This is a genomic window from Vibrio sp. ArtGut-C1, assembly GCF_002105475.1.
GTDB lineage: Bacteria > Pseudomonadota > Gammaproteobacteria > Enterobacterales > Vibrionaceae > Vibrio > Vibrio diabolicus.
In genome coordinates this window covers 32,664-50,203 of record NZ_NCTH01000006.1, presented here as the reverse complement: position 1 = coordinate 50,203, position 17,540 = coordinate 32,664, and the positions used below count along the sequence as shown (strand labels likewise).

15 protein-coding genes are annotated in these 17,540 nt (G+C 45.9%); 11 read left to right on the top strand and 4 right to left on the bottom strand.

The genetic code is table 11. The features are described from left to right. Position 1: 1 nt before the first annotated feature. The 7 genes from B7360_RS07100 to B7360_RS07070 all read left to right on the top strand — a co-directional run bounded on the left by B7360_RS07100 (position 2) and on the right by B7360_RS07070 (position 8,247). Positions 2–1,711 carry an ABC transporter permease gene (locus tag B7360_RS07100; RefSeq protein WP_085343114.1) on the top strand — a complete coding sequence of 570 codons (1,710 nt, stop codon included), beginning with the start codon at positions 2–4 and terminating at the stop codon, positions 1,709–1,711. Next, the gene (locus tag B7360_RS07095; protein ID WP_085343112.1) at positions 1,677–2,324 is read left to right on the top strand and encodes an ATP-binding cassette domain-containing protein; all 648 of its coding nucleotides are present in this window, start codon (positions 1,677–1,679) and stop codon (positions 2,322–2,324) included. Before B7360_RS07100 ends, B7360_RS07095 begins: the two co-directional genes overlap by 35 nt. Then, complete coding sequence (locus tag B7360_RS07090) at positions 2,317–2,928, top strand: CDP-alcohol phosphatidyltransferase family protein (protein ID WP_085343110.1); 612 nt, start codon at positions 2,317–2,319, stop codon at positions 2,926–2,928. Before B7360_RS07095 ends, B7360_RS07090 begins: the two co-directional genes overlap by 8 nt. A gap of 124 nt (positions 2,929–3,052) precedes the next feature. Continuing rightward, entirely contained in the window at positions 3,053–3,532 is a 480-nt protein-coding gene (locus B7360_RS07085) for a glycine zipper 2TM domain-containing protein (RefSeq protein ID WP_085343108.1), read from the top strand. A gap of 212 nt (positions 3,533–3,744) precedes the next feature. Further along, positions 3,745–5,274, top strand: coding sequence for a nitric oxide reductase transcriptional regulator NorR (norR, locus tag B7360_RS07080; protein ID WP_085343106.1), 1,530 nt, complete (start codon positions 3,745–3,747; stop codon positions 5,272–5,274). A 174-nt stretch (positions 5,275–5,448) separates the two neighbouring features. Next, positions 5,449–7,110, top strand: a complete 1,662-nt coding sequence (gene hcp, locus B7360_RS07075) for a hydroxylamine reductase (protein ID WP_025630890.1) — start codon at positions 5,449–5,451, stop codon at positions 7,108–7,110. 81 nt (positions 7,111–7,191) lie between these two features. Beyond that, the gene (locus B7360_RS07070; protein ID WP_085343105.1) at positions 7,192–8,247 is read left to right on the top strand and encodes a hybrid-cluster NAD(P)-dependent oxidoreductase; all 1,056 of its coding nucleotides are present in this window, start codon (positions 7,192–7,194) and stop codon (positions 8,245–8,247) included. Between the two features lie 216 nt (positions 8,248–8,463). Here B7360_RS07070 and B7360_RS07065 read toward each other — a convergent pair whose 3' ends face one another. From B7360_RS07065 to B7360_RS07055, 3 genes are all read right to left on the bottom strand, one after another. Further along, the gene (locus tag B7360_RS07065; RefSeq protein WP_085343103.1) at positions 8,464–9,402 is read right to left on the bottom strand and encodes a class I SAM-dependent methyltransferase; all 939 of its coding nucleotides are present in this window, start codon (positions 9,400–9,402) and stop codon (positions 8,464–8,466) included. Positions 9,403–9,433: 31 nt separating this feature from the next. Beyond that, entirely contained in the window at positions 9,434–10,126 is a 693-nt protein-coding gene (locus B7360_RS07060) for a TIGR01621 family pseudouridine synthase (protein ID WP_085343101.1), read from the bottom strand. Positions 10,127–10,207: 81 nt separating this feature from the next. Then, positions 10,208–11,578, bottom strand: a complete 1,371-nt coding sequence (locus B7360_RS07055; protein ID WP_043884644.1) for a sodium-dependent transporter — start codon at positions 11,576–11,578, stop codon at positions 10,208–10,210. Positions 11,579–12,008: 430 nt separating this feature from the next. On the opposite strand from B7360_RS07055, the gene cls reads away from it, so the two are divergent. From cls to B7360_RS07035, 4 genes are all read left to right on the top strand, one after another. Continuing rightward, on the top strand, positions 12,009–13,463 hold the full coding sequence (cls, locus tag B7360_RS07050; protein WP_085343099.1) for a cardiolipin synthase: 1,455 nt from the start codon (positions 12,009–12,011) through the stop codon (positions 13,461–13,463). 241 nt (positions 13,464–13,704) lie between these two features. Then, complete coding sequence (locus B7360_RS07045) at positions 13,705–14,913, top strand: cystathionine beta-lyase (RefSeq protein WP_085343097.1); 1,209 nt, start codon at positions 13,705–13,707, stop codon at positions 14,911–14,913. Between the two features lie 245 nt (positions 14,914–15,158). Then, positions 15,159–16,064 carry a triacylglycerol lipase gene (locus B7360_RS07040; RefSeq protein ID WP_085343096.1) on the top strand — a complete coding sequence of 302 codons (906 nt, stop codon included), beginning with the start codon at positions 15,159–15,161 and terminating at the stop codon, positions 16,062–16,064. A 12-nt stretch (positions 16,065–16,076) separates the two neighbouring features. Then, the gene (locus tag B7360_RS07035; protein ID WP_085343094.1) at positions 16,077–16,937 is read left to right on the top strand and encodes a lipase secretion chaperone; all 861 of its coding nucleotides are present in this window, start codon (positions 16,077–16,079) and stop codon (positions 16,935–16,937) included. 25 nt (positions 16,938–16,962) lie between these two features. Here B7360_RS07035 and B7360_RS07030 read toward each other — a convergent pair whose 3' ends face one another. Further along, entirely contained in the window at positions 16,963–17,529 is a 567-nt protein-coding gene (locus B7360_RS07030; RefSeq protein ID WP_085343093.1) for a DNA-3-methyladenine glycosylase I, read from the bottom strand. Positions 17,530–17,540 lie beyond the last annotated feature (11 nt).

Genomic DNA, 17,540 nt, shown 5'->3' with positions numbered 1-17,540 from the left:
CATGTTAAGAGCGCTATATTTAGTCATTATCGCAGTTTGTATTTTGCCTACCATTCCGGGACTACTCGGAGTGGTGGTCTCTGCGCTCGGTTATGTGCCTCCTATCGGCTTGCACCACTTTTCTTTAGATGGCTTTAACGCTGTTTTTGATTGGGAGGGTGTTTGGACATCCATCGGGCTGACTTTCTACTCTGCCATTTTCAGTAGCTACTTGGCTTGCTTGATCACATTTGCGATTTTGCAAGCATCGTGGGGCAGCAAGTTTTGGCGAAAAATTGAAGTAAGCCTCTCGCCACTTCTTGCCATGCCGCACGTAGCGTTTGCGATTGGCTTTGCGTTCTTGTTTGCCCCAACTGGTATGGGCGTTAGGGCTCTCAACCAACTGTTTGGTTACGATCCCAATGCGCAAACGGTGAATGACTTAGCATTGCTGATTAAAGATCCGCATGCACTCGGTTTGATCATCATGCTTGCGATTAAAGAAGTGCCGTTTTTATTGTTGATGAGTATTCCAATTCTTCAGCAATTGAAAGTCGATAAGATTGAAAAAGTCAGTCATTCAATGGGCTATAGTTCGGCGCAAGCGTGGTGGAAATGCGTGTTCCCACAGTGGATAGCAAAACTGCGCTTTCCAATGCTGGCGGTATTGGCTTACAGCTTGTCGGTTGTCGATGTTGCATTGATTATTGGCCCTACCAACCCACCAACGTTTGCGGTTTTGGTATGGCAGTGGTTTAACGATCCAGATTTATCACTTCTACCAAGAGCTGCCGCAGGCGCGGTAGTGTTGTTTGCGATCGCTAGCCTTTTGATTGGATTTGCACGCTTGATGGAATGGTGTATTACCAAAGGCTTCAAACGCTGGCAGTACTCTGGTCGAAACGGGTTTCGTTTACCCGGTAAGACCCTGTTTTCACTGATTGCGCTACTCGCACTTCTAATGATTCCACTCATGGTGGTATGGAGCTTTGCTCAACGCTGGCGCTTTCCAGATTTACTACCGAGCCGCTATAGCCTGCGTTTTTGGGAATACGAATGGCACAGCATTCTTGGCACGCTGGAACAGAGCATGCTGATTGCTGTTATCAGCGCGACCGTCGCTCTAGTCCTTGCCTTGATCGCACACGAGTATCGCCTTCGTTATCGCTGGCAGGTGCCCGGTTACATTATCGCCATCCCAATGCTGATTCCTCAGCTATCGGTGCTATTCGGTATGCAAGTAGTGACACTGTATTTTAACAGTAACGCGTATTTCTTTTGGGTATGCTGGGCGCATGTGTTCTTCGCATTCCCATTTATTTACCTCTCGCTAGACGGCCCGTGGCGCAGCTTCGACAACGGCTTAACTCGCGTCGCACTCAGCTTGGGTAAATCACCGATGCAAGCTTGGTTAAAAGTGAAACTGCCAATCCTCCTACCTGCAATTACATTCGCATGGGCGGTCGGTATTAGCGTAAGTCTGGCGCAATACCTACCGACACTGGTGCTAGGGGCTGGGCGCATTAGCACCATCACCACCGAAGCCGTTGCGCTATCCAGTGGTTTTGACCGACGTGTCACCGCGATTTATGCCATTTGGCAAGCACTCTTGCCGTTCTTGTTCTTCTCTTTTGCGATACTACTAAGCCGCTTACACGTGAAGTATCGCCGCTTGTCTATAAAAGGTTTACTACTGAATGAGTCTTTGTCTCGAAAACCTCGCCATCCGTAAAACCAATGGCGACACGCTTTTCTCAGCGTTCAACATGACCGTAGAGAAAGGTGAAATTGTTACTCTGATGGGACCAAGCGGTTGTGGTAAATCCACTTTGTTGGATGCCATTGCTGGACACCTCTCCGCCGAGTTCAACTACTCTGGCTCCATTACGCTTGATAACGAAAAGTTGGATGCCCTCCCTACACATAAGCGGCAGGTTGGTATTCTGTTCCAAGAAGATTTGCTCTTCCCTCACTTAACGGTATGGGAGAATCTTGCATTCGCGCTACCAAACTCAATCAAAGGTGAGGAGCGTAAAGCACACGCCATGCAAGCACTGAAGAACATTGCGTTGACCAAACTTGCCGAATCCTTCCCAGATCAAATCTCCGGAGGACAACGTGCCCGTATTGCTTTGACTCGTATGCTGTTGGCAAAGCCGAAAGTTGCGCTACTCGATGAGCCCTACAGCAAGTTAGATAAAGATCTGCGCGTACAATTTCGCAATTGGGTGGTCGAGCAATTGCAGCAAGCGAACATCCCTACTTTGATGGTAACGCACGATGAAGACGACATTCCCAATGGCAGCCGCTGCCTAAATTGGCCGTGGGAGACAAATCATGCTTGATAGCCTGAGTATAAAGCTCATCCGCAAACCGCTGGCACTCAGTGCGACATACCTCGATAAATGTGGCATCACCGCAAATCAGACGACAGTATTTGGTTTTGTGCTTGGCTGTTTTGCTCTGCCGGCTTTGATCACCGAACAATACTTGTTGGCATTGCTGTTTATTTTGCTGAATAGAATCTGTGATGGATTAGACGGTGCACTGGCGAGGATTCAAGGCATTACCGATGCCGGAGGTTTTCTCGATATCAGCTTGGATTTTCTGTTCTATTCCCTGATTCCTTTTGGTTTTGTGTTAGCAAATCCAGAACAAAATGCCATTGCAGGGGCATTTTTGATTTTTTCCTTTGTCGGAACGGGAAGCAGCTTTTTAGCTTTTGCCATCATGGCAGGGAAACAAGGCATCGATAATCCGGTGTATAAACACAAATCTCTCTACTACATGAGCGGTTTAACCGAAGGTACTGAAACCATTGGTTGTTTGGTGCTATTTTGTTTGTTACCGCAACACTTTGCCGTCATTGCTTATATCTTTGGTGCAGCGTGTTGGTTTACCACCTTCACACGTATTTACTCTGGGTTTCATACGCTTAAAGGCCATTAAACCACTTAGCAGTTCACGTTTTCTTGAGAGAACAGCCGCTAAGTACCTGTTTTATATAACACTAAAGCATATATTAAATTGGGGTATATACTCTTTGGATGGAGAGAAACCATTCGGAGGCTATATGAAAAAACACATCAAGCTAGGTATGCTGCTCATCATGTCTTGTATTGTTATGCTTAGCGGCTGTACCTCACCTAACCCGTACGGAGATGCATACGGCTCTTCAGACACGCGCAAAGTTCAGCAGGTTTACTACGGAACGATAGAAAAAGTTGAACCAGTAACCATTGATGCCTCTACCCAATCCAACGCCATAGGCACAATCGCTGGTGCTGCCGTGGGTGGTATATTAGGCTCAAAAGTCGGGGGTGGCTCTGGCTCGGATATCGCAGCTATTGGTGGTGGTCTGCTGGGTGGTTATGCCGGCAGTAAAGCCGCTGAAGCAACCGCGAAACGAAATGGTGTGAATCTGACCATTCGCTTAGAGGATGGACAAATAATATCTGTCGTTCAAGAAGCAAACCCAAACATGATTTTTCAGCCAGGCCAAGCGGTTCAAATCAACATGTCTGGCAATGAAGCAAGGGTTGTTCCTCGCTAATTTGAACGCGGTTACTCCTTTCCATTGGTCTGCTGTTTTGTTTCAAAGAGCTTAATCCGCGCAAGCGTACGTTGCTTACTCATCGGCTTGCGCGATTCTATTTGTATCAAGTTTGATCGTCGTCAATGGAACATCAATCTCCCACACCTTTCGATGTTCAAATGACATCAAGTTGCTAGCATGAGCCCATTCCAGATAACTTTGGGCTTGTTATGACTCCGACTGTTGACCACGTACTCCTTAATATCGCGCTAAACCTCAGCTCTAATCGCTCTCACGAGCAGCAATATCAAAACCTCATTGATGGGGTCGCGCAAGTATTCCCATGTGATGCGAGCTGCCTGTTTATCTTCGATGAGGATGGGTTTCTGACTCCTGTCGCGGTAAAAGGCTTATCCAGCTCGGTCTTAGGTCGTCGCTATTTCCCCAAAGCACATCCACGCTTAGATGCCATTATTCATAGCCGCGCACCTGTGCGTTTCGATGCCGATTGTGCGCTTCCGGATCCTTTTGACGGCACACTATTAACCGAAGACCAGTGCATTGATGTTCACGATTGCATGGGCTTTAGCTTGCATGTGGAAGGCCAACTTGTTGGCGCACTAACTATGGATGCCCTAACGGTGGGCGCGTTTGATGACATTGACCCTGTCGCTATCGAAACCTTGGCGGCTTTGACCGCTGCAACATTGCGTAACATTGCTCAATTAAAAGCGCTCAAAGCACAAAACCAAAAGCAGAAAAGCGTCACTCAAACCCTTATCCAGCAAGCCCGTTCTCAACATGGCGAAATGGTAGGCTTGAGCCAGCAGATCAACCAGTTACGAAACAACATTGCAACCGTTGCTCAATCAGATTACGCGGTACTTATCACAGGAGAGACCGGTACTGGTAAAGAACTGGTCGCGCACTCGGTGCACGCGCAATCTCATCGTAGCGATAAGCCGATGATCTACGTAAACTGTGCGGCCCTGCCTGAAGGTCTGGCTGAGAGTGAACTGTTTGGTCATGTCAAAGGCGCATTCACTGGAGCCAATAGCCACCGCGCCGGTAAGTTTGAACTGGCAGACGGCGGAACTATCTTCCTCGATGAAGTGGGCGAACTGCCTTTGATTTTACAGGCAAAATTGTTGCGCGTAATTCAGCAAGGCGAGCTACAACGAGTAGGTAGCGATCAGCATTTGATGGTCAATGTGCGCATCATCGCCGCGACCAATCGACAATTAGAAAAAGAGGTCGAAGCTGGCACGTTTCGAGCAGACCTTTTCCACCGTTTGAACGTGTTCCCAATCCAAGTCCCCCCACTGCGTGCCCGTGACGGTGATATTCCTGTTTTAGCAGGATATTTGTTGGAAAAAGTACGCCAACAATTCAATGCACCCAATCTGCACGTTCATCCTAAGGTGTTGACTCAACTGGAGTCTTTACCTTGGTACGGAAACGTACGCGAGCTCGAACACACTTTAACTCGCGCGGCTTTACACGCCATTCAACAAGGTGCGAGCACGATCATGCTTAACCATTTCGACACCTCACTGGCTCTCGATGATGTAAAAAACACATCGCATTATCTGCCTAAAGAAAGCCAGCCAATGCGAGAGCTAATAGAAAGCTATCAACGTGATTTAATTGAACATGCTTTAAGCCAAACTGGTGGCGTTTGGGCAAAAGCAGCGGAGTTTTTACAAATGGATCGCGGGAACTTATATCGGATGGGTAAAAAGCTCGGGATCAATAAATAACCAACCACAAGAAGCCGATGTAATTAAGACATCAACTGCGTTGTCTTAATTACATCAACCAATGATCTAAAACCGATAAAATTAAATATAAATCAATAAGATAACAATTGGCACGCATTCTGCTTTCTAGTGGTCAACATCACGACTATTAAAACAATCACTGGAGAACCCAATATGTTCTGTATTCAATGTGAACAGACAATTCAAACCCCTGCTGTTAAAGGTTGTTCTTTTGCACAAGGCATGTGTGGCAAAACTTCTGAAGTATCAGACCTACAAGACGTGTTGGTTTACACACTGCAAGGGGTTTCTTTTTGGGCATCAAAAGCACTTGAATTCAATATCATTAACGATGAAATCAACCAATGGGCACCAAAAGCATTTTTCTCTACATTGACGAACGTAAACTTCGACCCTGAACGTGTCCTAGAGCTGACTTCTCAAGCTGCAACGTATAAAGCATTGCTAAAAGAGCAAGTGATGTCTGCAGCCACGCTCGCCGATACCGAAGTCGCTGACATTCCTGCTGTTGCTCACTTTGAGCTACCAAACAGCGCAGAAGCAATCTTAGCTTTTGCTCCTCAAGTTGCGGTTAACCGTGGTAAAGACCAAGTACATGAAGATGTTATTGGCCTGCGCCTACTTTGCCTATACGGACTTAAAGGTGCAGCCGCGTACATGGAGCACGCACGTGTTCTTGAGCAAACCAACAACGATATCTATGCCGAATATCATGAAATCATGGCGTGGTTAGGTACTGATCCTGAAGATCTCGGTGAACTACTTGATTGCTCAATGCGCATTGGCCTGATGAACTATAAAGTGATGGAAATGCTCGACCAAGGTGAAACAACGACCTTCGGTCATCCAGAACCAACTACGGTGAACGTCAAGCCAGTAAAAGGCAAGTGTATTCTTGTTTCTGGCCATGATTTGCATGACCTAGAAAAAATCCTGCAACAGACTGAAGGCAAAGGCATTAACGTTTACACCAACGGTGAAATGCTGCCTGCACACGGCTACCCTGAGCTGAAGAAATACCCTCATCTTGTCGGCAACTACGGCAGCGCATGGCAAAACCAACAGAAAGAATTCGCAAACTTCCCTGGCGCAATCGTAATGACGTCAAACTGCTTGTTGAATCCAAATGTAGGCCAATACGCAGACCGTTTATTCACCCGTAGTATTGTTGGCTGGCCTGGTGTGGCTCACATCGAAGGCGATGATTTTAGCCAAGTGATTGAATGTGCTCTAGCGCAAAACGGTTTCCAACACGATGAAATCGAACACCACATCACGGTTGGTTTTGGTCGCAATGCACTGATGAACGCCGCCCCTGCGGTTATCGACCAAGTTAAGCAAGGTAACATCAAGCACTTCTTCCTAGTCGGCGGTTGTGACGGCGATAAAGCGGAACGCAGCTACTACACCGATTTTACGGCTGAAGCGCCAGAAGATACGCTAATCCTGACCTTGGCGTGTGGTAAGTTCCGTTTCAACAAGAATACGTTCGGCGATATCAACGGCATTCCTCGCCTATTGGATGTGGGCCAATGTAACGATGCTTACTCTGCAATCCAGCTTGCACTTGCACTAGCGAAAGAGTTTGACTGTGACATCAATGAACTGCCACTCACGCTTGTACTTTCTTGGTTCGAGCAAAAAGCGATCGTTATCTTGCTAACGCTATTTGCATTGGGCGTGAAAGGCATTTACACAGGCCCTACTGCACCGGCATTCCTAACGCCAAACCTAATCGCGATCATCCAAGAGAAGTTCGATATGCGCAGTATTGGCAATGTTCAAGATGATCTAAAAGCCATCCTAGCAGCTTAACAAACCTGCTTGTTACGCGCCTCCTTACGTGGAGGCGCTATCTATTTCGAACTAAAAATAGCCACAACCAAAGAGATTGTTATGTTTTTTGAATGGCAAGGTAACCAACCCGTCACACTCCGTTGCATCGACAAATACTTCGAAACACACGATACCGTCAGCATCAAGTTGGCTGAACTAACCGAGTCACTTCTGTTTCAGTTTAAGCCTGGCCAGTTTATTAACTTGGGCATCGAAATTGATGGAAAAATGGAGTTTCGCGCCTATTCAATCAGCTCTATCAATGAAGACGATCACCTTCAACTCACCATCAAACGAGTATCTGGCGGTAAAGTATCGAACTACATCGTTGACTCGCTGCTGCTCGGTGATACCGTTCAAGCATTACCACCAGCGGGCGAATTTAACTGCATTGACCACCCACCCGTTTTACGTGATGGCGAAACAAAAGCCTTGCTTATCAGTGCAGGTTGCGGCGTCACGCCCGTATTTTCGATGGCAAAACACTGGCTGAGTAATCACGATGAAAACGACAACGATGTGGACATCGCATTTCTTCATATCGCACGCAGCCCAGAAGAGACGATTTACTACGATCAACTAGAAACGTTCGACGCTGTGTATCCCAACTTCCATTTAAAGCTGTTGCTAAAAAACCGCGAAGGAACGTCACACCCACAAGGTCGTTTGAATGCCGACTGGCTTAAAGAGCTTGTTCCTGATTTCAAGCAACGCACCGTTTACCTGTGTGGTCCAAGCCAGTTTATGCAAGATGTTCACGGTTATTTGAATGACCTTGGTTTTGACATGACGAACTTCTACCAAGAGAGTTTTACGCCTGCGACTGGCGCAGAAACATCGGTCTCCGATAAAGTTGTTCGTGTTTCTGTTCCTGACTTTGCTCAAACCATCGATGCGCAAAAAGGTCAGGTACTGGCCGATGTGCTTGAAGGCGCAGGTTTACCATTAATCGTCGCTTGTCGTAGCGGCATTTGTGGCTCGTGCAAATGCAAGGTTAGTAAAGGCAGCGTCTCTTTCACCAGCCTAGAAACATTAACGCCAGAAGAAATTGAACAAGGCTATGTGCTCGCCTGCTCATCAACCATCGAAGCGGATCTTGAAGTGCAGATCGGTTAATGCTGCTGGTATCGATCTTTTATTGTTTCCCGTCATTCCGACGAGCCTAGGCGAGATCAGGAATCTAATATCAGCGTGTTAGGAATAGCTCACTCTGAGAATAGACTCTGAATCACACTCCTGTCTCGCTATTCAGATTGACGGGGTATCGCGGAAATGCCAGCCGTACTCAAACGGCTGGTATTATAGATAGGTACAACTTTCGTTTCGTCGTCATTACTTCTCGCTAAATAACAACACTTTCAATGCAGCTTCGCTGTCTACGTCCATAAACTCTGGTGGGTTATCCAGACGCTCACGGTATGTCAACTCTGGCGCTTCTTCTTTCATGCTTTCAATCAAGAAGTCGCTTGTCACAGATGGCGAGTTCACACATGCCATCACTTGACCGCCGTCTGCCAACAAATCCGGCAATCGACGTAGAATCTTTTTGTAATCTTTAGTCAGCGCAAAGCTGCCTTTCTGGAATGAAGGCGGATCGATGATAATCAAGTCATACTGACCAGATTTTTTAATCTTACCCCACGATTTAAAGATATCGTGCCCCATAAAGCTTACCTGGTTGATGTTATGACCATTTAGCTTGTGGTTCTCACGACCTTTAGACAGCGACGCTTTTGCCATGTCGACGTTAACCACTTTATCTGCGCCCCCCGCAATGGCAGCGACAGAAAAGCCACACGTGTAAGCAAACAAGTTAAGCACGTTTTTATGCTTCGCATTTTCCCGTACCCAATCACGACCGTAGCGCATGTCCAAAAACAGACCGAAGTTTTGGTTGCGGCCAATATCCAATTGGTATTTCAAACCGCTTTCTTCAACGACAGGGCGAGCGTCTAATTCACCGACAAGCACTTCTGAAGGCGCACCATCGGCATAACGGTGCTGAAGAACCATAGTGCGACCTTGCTTGTCTGCCCACAGTTGTGATTGTGCCAACACATTGAGGCCGCTTTTCAGCTCAGCGAGAAACGCGTCGTCGACTTCTTTAAACAAATTGATAATCAACTGACCTTGTAACCAATCACAGGTTATTTGCTCTAGGCCCTCAAAACGGCGGCCACGACCATGAAACAGTCGACGAATTTCATTCGGAGCTTGCGCGAGCTCGGTTTCTAGATGCTGAAAGAACAGCGGAAGTTGTGATGCTTGCATCGAGTTCTCTTATTAGTTTTCTTTGTGATGGTTATTTGATCGTAGGCCAGTTCAGTTCCCAAGGGGAAAGCCAAGTATCCAAACCCTGAGAGACGATTTCACTGTGCCATTTGCTACCTAGCACTTGGTATTCTCGTGGATCGCAAACAAAACGATATTGCTCATCTCGGTATTGGAAGCAAAGTGAAAATGCATGCAGATAACCGCGATCAGCCTCATTGCCTGCATTGTAAATCGGGTCACCAACAATACCTGAGCCAACCGATTTTAATGCCACGCGGATTTGATGCGTTTTACCAGTGTGCGGCTTACATAAAAATAGGCGTTCTCCGGGCTCTGCCGCAAGAGAGAAAAACTGGGTAACGGCTGGGTTATTTTTGCTGTTGACCAGCTTCCATGATGAACGGCGCGAACGCTCCATATCACCAACGACCAAACCTTGTTTCTTTTTCGGCTTTTTAGAGCCAATCGCCAGATAGAACTTTTCCACTTGGCGGTCAGCGAAGGCTTGCGATAACGCACTGGCCGCTTTGGCGTTGCGTCCGAGGAGCAGAATACCCGATGTCATTTTATCCAAGCGATGGATAAGATAAAGCTGCTCATCACCACTCTGCTTAGCCACTTCTTGCAGCAGCATTGTGTCGCCATCGTCTTTATGAACAGAGACGTTGGGATGCTTATTGATGATCAGAAAATCGGGATAGGTATGTAGAATATCGAACATAAAAAACTGGCTCCACGTTTGGAGCCAGCAGTATACATAAGTTATCGGACAAAGCTATCGAGGCTTGCCCCAAGGCCTGAGCTAGAGCTTTCTAGAGAAAATACCAGCAAGACCAATGATTGCGATACCCAGCAGCATGATTTCACCTTTGCCACTGTCAAAGCCAGACTTAATCCCCATGAAGGCAACAATAGCAATCGCAACAGGAATCAGGTATTTAACTAGGTTGTACCACAATCCAAATAGCGGGAAGGATACTTCGCCGTCATTAGTGATCTCTTTTTCTAGCTCAGCACGGCTTAGGCGCCATCCTGCAAAGATACAAACCAACATACCACCAACTGCTAAGAAGATTTTGTCCGTTAGCAAGTCGAAGATATCAAAGGCACCGGTACCAAACAGCGTTGGCCCCATTCCACCTAACGATAGTGACGCAAAAATACATAATGCCGCCATAACTGCACTTGCAGACAGAACAGCGTTAGAGCGCTTCATGCCTTTCTCGTCGATTAGGTAAGACACGACAACTTCCAATAATGATACTGAAGAAGTTAATGCCGCCACCGTCAAACCGATGAAAAATAGCAACGCGAATAGCAACCCAATCACACCGCCCATTTCAGCAAATAGCTGAGGAACGACAACAAATACAAGACCAGGGCCTGCCGCAGGCTCCATGCCAAAGGCAAACATAGCTGGGAACATAGCAACACCAGCAAGAATCGCGACACCAGTATCCATCGCTGTAACCATGCCGGTTGTTTGAACTAGGTTCTCTTTCTTCTTCAGGTAAGAACCGTACGTCATCATACAACCCATACCTAAGCTAAGTGAGAAGAACGCCTGCCCTAGTGCAGCAAGAACCACATTGCTGTCGACTTTAGAAAAGTCCGGCATGAATAAGAACTCAAGGCCAGCCATTGCACCTGGCAGCATTAAGCCCTTAACAGAAACAACGATTAGGATTAAGAACAGAAGCGGCATCAGAACCTTACCGGCTTTCTCAATACCACCCGAGATCCCTTTCATCACAATCATGACGTTAAGGAACAGGTAAACACCCATCCACATGAGAGGCTGAATCGGATCTGAGATGAAACCGCCAAAGCTGTCGCCAATTGCTTCTGGTGCGCTGAGTAGACCACCACCCACTTTAAAGATGTAGGCCAATGCCCAACCACCAACCACAGGGTAGAAGCCCATGATCAAAAGACCACTAAAGACTCCCATGACGCCAGTGAACGTCCAGCGTCGGTCAGTTGTTTTGAATGCACCTACGGCAGAAAGACCTGTCTTACGACCAATAGCGAACTCTGTCAGCATCACGCTAAAGCCGATAAAAATAACAAAGATAAGGTAGATAGCAACGAATGCACCGCCGCCACTCTCACCCGCTGTGTAAGGGAATTTCCATATATTGCCTAAACCGACAGCGGAACCCGCTGCTGCCATTACGAAGCCTAGTTTAGACCCCCACGTATCACGTGGTGCTGCTGTATTAGTTGTAGCCACGCTTTTTCTCCAAAATTAGTTTGTTGTGTATGCATAGAGATAGGCGTCTAAAAAGTTTATGTAAAAATTATTGTACACTTATAAAATAAGCGTTCGACGCACTATGTCTAGAAAGTAAAGCAGCTCCCCTTTAAAATTGGAACCCCAAAAAAGTACATTTATCGCACAAGTGTCGAGTTACGCAGGTTAAATGCTGCTTTTTTGTTCAAAAGTTAAAGAATGACCTTATTTTTCACATTAAAATAACAGAATCAGCTGTTATGAAATTCGTTCCTCATATAAGGTCAATCCCACGTCTAAATGGGAAATCTATTCCCCCAACCAACTTTTATGCTTAATATCCTAGAAGGGCATATTACTCTGAGCGTATATGGACAAGTTTTATCACTTTCTTACTTTAGCTGGCATCGGGCTATATTGGTTACTGGTCGCAGGTGTGACCATTCGTGTTGTTTTAAAGCGCCGCGCAGTGAGCGTGTCTTTAGCTTGGCTAATGATCATTTATATCCTTCCCGTTCTGGGTGTCGCATGTTATTTCCTCTTCGGTGAACTGAACTTAGGCAGAAAACGGGCCGAACGCGCAAAAGAGATGTTTACACCATTCGAGAAGTGGTTCAGTCAGCTTAACGACTGTAACGCGCACAACCCAGAAACGATGGGAAGGCACATCTACCGAATTGATGAACTTTGTAACAACCGCCTTGGTCTTCCCGCATTGAGCGGTAATACATTGTCGCTGCAACAGTCACCTAATGAGATTTTGCATTCCATTATTGAAGACATCGAAAACGCGCAGAGCAGTATTCGAATGGTATTCTACATTTGGCATCCAGGTGGTTTGGCTGACTCTGTCGCTTCTGCACTTATCCAAGCGGCTAAACGCGGCGTAGATGTCAAACTATTGCTCGATTCAGCAGGTAGTCCACGTTTTTTCAGAAGTCCTTGGTATCGAATGATGCAGGATGCTGGAATTGAAGTTATTCAAGCGCTAGAAGTGAAGATGTGGCGTATTTTCTTACGTCGTCTTGATCTTCGCCAACATCGCAAGATCATCGTAATTGATGATGAAATTGCTTATACAGGTTCAATGAACTTGGTTGACCCGGCTTACTTCAAACAAAACAGTGGCGTCGGGCATTGGGTGGACATCATGGTTCGCATTACGGGACCAACGGTAAACGTATTGAGTGCTATCCACTGTTGGGATTGGGAAGTCGAAACTGGCGAACGTTATTTACCGAGACTACCTGAATGCAAGATCGATGAGAGTGAATTCCAACACCCTATTCAGGTTGTGCCTTCTGGCCCTGGTATGCCGGAATATCTGATCTATCAAGTATTAACATTGGCAATCAACCAAGCCAATCGCTCAGTACGAATCACAACGCCATATTTCGTGCCCAATGCTGATTTACTTGAAACATTAAAGATGACAGCACAACGAGGCATTGATGTTGAACTGATCATTCCACATAAAAATGACTCAATGATGGTGCAATGGGCGTCACGCGCTTTTTATAGTGAGCTTTTGTGTGCAGGAGTCAAAATCTATGAGTTTTACGGTGGTTTGCTGCATACGAAATCCGTCGTAATTGACGACCAATTCTGTTTAGTTGGCACCGTAAACATGGATATGCGCAGCTTGTGGCTGAACTTCGAAGTTACCCTCGCCGTTGACGACGAAGAGTTCACGAAGCAAATGTCTTGGTTACAAGATAGCTATATTAAGCAATCTCACACTGTTGTATTGGAAGAATGGGAGAAAAGAAGTCTATTTTCTCGATTCTTAGAGCGAGTATTCTATCTCTTCAATCCACTCCTCTAATACCTCAAATACACCGACTAAAAAAACCTCCAGCGCTTCAAACATCTTGCCGGAGGTTTGTTCTACTTACGTTTTTCACCTTAGCGATACACTCTAAGCCTACAACTCAACCTTTCAGCTTTGACGCCTTCACTCGATAATCTCGGCTATTATTGGGTGATAGTTGACTTTTCCCTTGCAAACGTTATGTCGTCCATGTTTTAAATAATCAAAATCGTAATATTTAAGACAGGGAACTTTTATGTCAGAGGGCAAAAAAACCAAGCTCATTACCGCTGGCCGCGATAAAAAGTGGACAAACGGTGTTGTAAACCCACCCGTTCAACGCGCTTCAACCGTGGTATTCAACACGGTTGCAGAGAAGAACCAAGCCACCATGAACCGCACCAATAAAACATTATTTTATGGTCGCCGTGGCACCAACACGCACTTCGCTTTTCAAGATGCAATGGTTGAGATTGAAGGTGGATCAGGTTGTGCTCTCTACCCTTGTGGCACGGCAGCAATTTCAAATGCGATTCTCTCTTTCGTCGAAACTGGCGATCACATTCTGATGGTGGACACTTGTTACGAACCAACTCGTGATTTTTGTAATACCATCATGAAGAAAATGGGCATCGAAACTACCTATTATGATCCGATGATCGGCGAAGGTATTCGTGATTTGATTCAACCAAATACCAAAGTCCTTTTCCTAGAATCTCCGGGGTCAGTCACAATGGAGGTGCAGGATGTACCAACATTGGCGCGCATTGCTCACGAGCACGATATTATTGTGATGCTTGATAACACATGGGGAGCTGGCGTGAACTTCTCACCATTTGAACATGGTGTCGATATTTCCATTCAAGCCGCCACCAAATACATAGTTGGTCACTCTGATGTAATGTTAGGTACAGCCGTAGCTTCCGAAAAATACTGGCCCCAACTGCGTGAACAAAGCTACTTGATGGGTCAGTGCGTTTCTCCTGACGACGCATACCTAGGCCTTCGTGGTATTCGCACGCTGGATGTTCGCCTAAGACAACACGCAGAAAGTAGCTTGAAAGTCGCCAAGTGGCTAGCTTCTCGTCCGGAAGTTGATCATGTCCGCCACCCAGCATTGGAATCGTGCCCTGGCCATGAGTTTTTCAAACGTGACTTCACTGGTGGAAACGGCTTGTTTTCATTTGTTCTCAAAACGTCTTATCCAAAAGCGACGACGGCTCTGCTTGACGGTATGAAACACTTCAGTATGGGTTATTCTTGGGGCGGGTATGAAAGCCTCATTCTTGCTAACGAACCAAAGAGCTTTAACAGCTTGAGAACCGTAGCGCACCCACACTTTGAGGGCACTTTAGTTCGAATTCATATTGGCTTAGAAGACGTGGATGACTTGATCGCCGATCTAGAGGCTGGTTTTGCACGCTATAACGCGTTAATTTTAGAAAAAGAAGTCTCTCTAAAATAGTAATTGAATCGCCCTGCTTCGCGGGGCGTTTTTATAACTCGCTGACTTAATTAGAATTACCTAACATTCCCACCACCTATTCGTTAATGTTAATCATTTGTGTTGTTTTTCAATTGAGCAGTCACAGAATGAAATAATGTGCCACAAATACGCTTTCCAAATTTAGAGTTTCTCTCCTACTTTTTATCATTCATAAGAGGTCATACCACAAGGAGATAGTTTTGAAACTTAAACTCATAACGCTAATGCTTTTTACCTTAATTACCGTCCCAATAACTTCCGTATATGCTGCAACGGGTTATACCCAAACCAAGTATCCGATTGTTCTGGTTCATGGATTATTTGGTTTTGATACCCTCGCAGGCGTAGATTACTTTTTCGGAATACCACATTCCTTAACGAAAGACGGCGCTAAAGTTTATGTAGCGCAGGTATCCGCGACCAACAGCAGCGAAGTTAGAGGGGAGCAACTGCTTGCTCAAGTAGAAACCTTACTTGCTGCAACAGGCGCAGAGAAAGTCAATCTCATCGGTCACAGTCATGGTGGTCCAACAACGCGCTACGTCGCCTCTGTCCGTCCTGACCTAGTCGCATCAGTTACGAGTATCGGTGGCGTTAATAAAGGATCTAAAGTGGCAGATTTAGTTCGTGGCACCGTATCTGAGGGCTCTGGTAGCGAGCAGCTCGCGGTAAAACTGGCGCAAGGCTTAACCACTCTTATTAATCTTCTATCAGGCGGTTCTGATCTCGACCAAGACCCTTTGGCCTCATTAGCAGCCTTGACCACGGAAGGATCATTGGCGTTTAACCAGCACTACCCAGAGGGAGTGCCTACTAGCGAATGTGGTAATGGCGACTTGCTAGCTTCAAATGGCGTTTATTACTACTCATGGACCGGATCATCCACTTTTACAAACGTTTTCGATCCGACTGACGCTGCCATGATGGTACTTGGCTTAGCCTTTGATGGGCCAAATGATGGCTTAGTTGGTGCGTGCAGCACACATTTAGGCAAAGTCATACGTGATGATTATCAAATGAACCATTTGGATGAAATTAACGGTCTACTCGGTATTCATCATCTTTTTGAAACCGATCCAGTCACGCTTTATCGCCAACATGCAAATCGTCTCAAACTTCAAGGTTTATAAGAGGTCATCACAATGAAGAAAGTCGCTCTCACCACTTTTATCCTGCTCTCAATATTTGGCATGGGAGCGCTTTCTCTATTGCAAAGCGACAAACAACAAGAGATAACCTCTAGCCATTCGCAATCTCAGCAAGACATAGCCGCCGATGTCTCTTCCCCAAAAGACTTCTTCGAATATTCTCTTAGCCGGCTGGGCGAAGAAGATCTCGATACGATCAAAGCGGAAGTCAATGATGACACTTTAGCAAAACAAACACTGAATATTGATGCCAAACTTTTTCAGACCTACCTTTCCTACAAGCAAGCGCTCTCTGCATTAGAGCCTTTTGAGCATAAACACCTAACGCTTGAACAGTTAACCATGCTGAATGAAGCGATACTGAATTTACAGCTTCAATACTTTAGCGAGGTCCAGATAGCTCAATTGTTTGACGAAGAAAACCGACTTCGCCAACTTGCATTGGAAAAGCTGACGATTAAAAAACAGGCATCGGATATCGAGAGTCAGACACACCTTCTCAATCAAGCGTTATCAGAACAACCAGATTATATCCGAGAAAGTGAACGCAATAACGCATTAGCGGAGCAACTCGAGCAAGCTTCTCAGCTTGATTCACAAGATAAGTACATCGCCCGTGTTGCATTGGTGGGAGACGCTGGAGCGCAAAGGCTGCAAAAGCTTGATGAGCAAAGAGCATCATTTGAGACTCAACTCGCCACTTACTTAAAACAGCGTCAAGATATTCTGAATAGGGATTCTCTAGGGCAAGATGAAAAACAGGCAGAAATCATTGCTTTAAGAAAACAAAGCTTCGATGCAGCTCAATGGCGTCGAATCGAAGCTTTGGAACGTATCCATGATAGCCAGAATTAACGATATAAACTGAACAAGCCAAACGTTACTTATTCTGCTTTTTAGGACATCCAACGATATGGTCATCCACCATGCCAACGGCTTGCATGAAAGCATAACAGATGGTTTCACCGACAAACTTGAAGCCTTTCTTTTTAAGGAATTTACTCATGGCTTTGGATTGCTCTGTCGAAGCTGGCACGTCACTCATATGTTGCCATTGATTAATGATTGGTTCGCCGTCCACGAACTGCCACAACGCGTCTGATAAACTTCCGTATTCAGCAATTAACGCTTTGGCCGCTTTGGCATTACTGAAAACCGAGTTAATCTTTCCGCGATGCCTTACAACATCGAAGTTTTCCACGATGTATTCAGCACGTTCTTCATTTCTTTTTTCCAACGCATCTAGGTCGTAGTTCTCGAACGCTTCTCTATATCCTTCGCGCTTTTTAAGAATGGTAATCCAACTAAGCCCAGCTTGCGCACCTTCCAACGTAATAAATTCAAACAGGGTTTGGTCGTCATATACTGGCACGCCCCATTCGGAATCATGATATTCGCGCTCCAATGGGTGATTCATCGCCCACGCACACGTTTTTTGTTCTGTCATTATTCTTCCTT

Excerpts from the sequence above, each read along its gene's own strand:
- norR (WP_085343106.1), top strand. The coding sequence starts at position 3,745 with ATGACTCCGACTGTTGACCACGTACTCCTTAATATCGCGCTAAACCTC.
- B7360_RS07095 (WP_085343112.1), top strand. The coding sequence starts at position 1,677 with ATGAGTCTTTGTCTCGAAAACCTCGCCATCCGTAAAACCAATGGCGAC.
- B7360_RS07100 (WP_085343114.1), top strand. The coding sequence starts at position 2 with ATGTTAAGAGCGCTATATTTAGTCATTATCGCAGTTTGTATTTTGCCT.
- B7360_RS07070 (WP_085343105.1), top strand. The coding sequence starts at position 7,192 with ATGTTTTTTGAATGGCAAGGTAACCAACCCGTCACACTCCGTTGCATC.
- B7360_RS07035 (WP_085343094.1), top strand. The coding sequence starts at position 16,077 with ATGAAGAAAGTCGCTCTCACCACTTTTATCCTGCTCTCAATATTTGGC.
- B7360_RS07045 (WP_085343097.1), top strand. The coding sequence starts at position 13,705 with ATGTCAGAGGGCAAAAAAACCAAGCTCATTACCGCTGGCCGCGATAAA.
- B7360_RS07085 (WP_085343108.1), top strand. The coding sequence starts at position 3,053 with ATGAAAAAACACATCAAGCTAGGTATGCTGCTCATCATGTCTTGTATT.
- B7360_RS07055 (WP_043884644.1), bottom strand. The coding sequence starts at position 11,578 with ATGGCAGCAGCGGGTTCCGCTGTCGGTTTAGGCAATATATGGAAATTC.
- B7360_RS07060 (WP_085343101.1), bottom strand. The coding sequence starts at position 10,126 with ATGTTCGATATTCTACATACCTATCCCGATTTTCTGATCATCAATAAG.
- hcp (WP_025630890.1), top strand. The coding sequence starts at position 5,449 with ATGTTCTGTATTCAATGTGAACAGACAATTCAAACCCCTGCTGTTAAA.
- B7360_RS07065 (WP_085343103.1), bottom strand. The coding sequence starts at position 9,402 with ATGCAAGCATCACAACTTCCGCTGTTCTTTCAGCATCTAGAAACCGAG.
- cls (WP_085343099.1), top strand. The coding sequence starts at position 12,009 with ATGGACAAGTTTTATCACTTTCTTACTTTAGCTGGCATCGGGCTATAT.
- B7360_RS07090 (WP_085343110.1), top strand. The coding sequence starts at position 2,317 with ATGCTTGATAGCCTGAGTATAAAGCTCATCCGCAAACCGCTGGCACTC.
- B7360_RS07030 (WP_085343093.1), bottom strand. The coding sequence starts at position 17,529 with ATGACAGAACAAAAAACGTGTGCGTGGGCGATGAATCACCCATTGGAG.
- B7360_RS07040 (WP_085343096.1), top strand. The coding sequence starts at position 15,159 with ATGCTTTTTACCTTAATTACCGTCCCAATAACTTCCGTATATGCTGCA.